Annotated in this window: 2 protein-coding genes; both read right to left on the bottom strand. The window is 77.1% G+C overall.

Going from position 1 to position 1,740, the window contains the following annotated elements; genetic code table 11:
- On the bottom strand, nt 1–525 hold a 525-nt coding region (locus C1A33_RS24750), incomplete at its 3' end, for a dTMP kinase (protein WP_423748140.1).
- Nucleotides 526–625: 100 nt separating this feature from the next.
- A partial coding sequence (locus C1A33_RS37585) for a WD40 repeat domain-containing protein (RefSeq protein WP_133150815.1) occupies nt 626–1,740 on the bottom strand: 1,115 nt, incomplete at its 5' end.

Genomic DNA, 1,740 nt, shown 5'->3' with positions numbered 1-1,740 from the left:
GGGGGCTTCGGGGAGGGTGGTGTAGGCGGCGGCGAAGGCGTCGAGGCGGGTGAGGTCCTCGTGGTCACGGCCGCGCAGCGCGACGCGGCGCTGGGCCTCGGCGGGTGCCAGGGTGAACCAGACGACCAGGTCCGGGGTGGGGAAGTACCGGTAGCAGGCGCGCACGCGGTGTTCGCCGGGGTCGCCGCGCAGGCGCATCGTCGCGTACTGGCAGTAGGTGTAGCGGTCCATGACGGCGATCTCGCCGCGGGCTCGGGACGCCGCGAGCGCCCAGGTGATCGCGAGGCCGCGGATCGTCGCCTCCAGCACGACGTGCGCACGGCGGCCGAGAAGGTGAGGGCCGTCGCGGCGGCCGAGACGGTGGGCGACCGCGTCGACGACGGGCCGCCCACCACCGTTCTCGTAGTAGCGCGCCGGGCGGCCGGTCGCGCTCAGCGCCGCGGCGAGACGGCGGCCCTGCGTCGTCTTGCCCGCTCCGTCGATCCCGACCAGCGCGATGATCCCCGCCCGTCCCCGTCGCCGCACCCGCCAACCCTAACGACACGCCGCACGTCTTCACGGACGGTAACGATGTGCGGATGCGTCCCGGCCGCTTCCACAGCGCTCACCGGCCGTCGCCGACCGGTCAGCCGGGGTCGGCGCCGCTCGTGCCGCCCGCCGCGGCAGCTGCGGGGAACAGGTCCCACAGACGGGTCACATGGTCGGCGCCGGCCGTGGCGAGCAGGCGGGAGTCGGGGGCGAAGGCGAGCGCGTGGACGGGTCCGCCGTGCGCGGGCAGGCGGTACGCGGGGCCGGGACGCTCGGGGTCGGTGATCTCGCGCACCGCCGCGACGCGGTCGGCGCCGGCGGAGGCGAACAGCCGCCCGTCGGGGCTGAACACGACGGTGTGCACGGCCCGGCGATGGTCGCCGAGCTCGGCGACTGGCTGCGGGCGGGTGGGGTCGGCGACGCTGTACAGGCGCACGGCGCGGTCCTTGCCGGCGGCGGCGAGGGTGTCACCGTCCGGGCTGAACGCGATCGTGTGCAGCGGGCCGCGGGCGCCGGACAGGGTGACGGTGGCGGCGGGCTGGGTCGGGTCGGCGAGATCCCACAGGATGACGGTGCGGTCCTCGCTGGCGGTGGCCAGCAGCGTGCCGTCGGGGCTGAACGTGACCGCCCGCACGGCGCCGCGATGCCCGGCGAGGATCGCCAGGCGCCGCGGGGCCGCCGGGTCGGCGACGTCCCACAGCAGCGCGGCCCGGTCGTCGCCGGCGGTCGCCAGCAGCGTGCCGCCGGGGCTGAAGCCGACGCCGTGCAGGTAGCCGCGATGGCCGGTCAGGGTGACCAGCGGCTGCGGGCGGGCCGGGTCGGTCAGCTGCCACAGCAGGGTGGTGCCGGCGTCCCCGGCGGCGGCGAGCAGCCGGCCGTCCGGGCTGAACGTCACCGCCCGCGCCCATTCCTGGTTGATCCGCCGGCCGTAGCCGACGGTGGCGGCCAGCCGCGGCGGATCGGGCATCGGCAGCGCCCACAGCCGCACGGTGGTGTCGGTGCTGGCCAGCGCCACCAGCGGCGCCGTCGGGCTGAACGCCACGCCCATCGCATGGCCGCGTTCCTCGGCGAGCGCGGCGACCTGCTGTTCGCGTCCGAGCGCGGGCCGCTCGGACGGTGGCGTGGGTGGTGCGGGTGTGGCCTTCGTCGTGACGGGCGCGGCCGCGGCGGGGGCGACGGCGGCGGGCGGGTTGGCGAGACCAGGGAAGGGCG

It is taken from the genome of Frankia canadensis (genome assembly GCF_900197875.1).
GTDB lineage: Bacteria > Actinomycetota > Actinomycetes > Frankiales > Frankiaceae > Frankia > Frankia canadensis.
The sequence above is the reverse complement of the archived record's forward strand: the minus strand, read 5'-3'. Positions and strand labels throughout refer to the sequence as shown.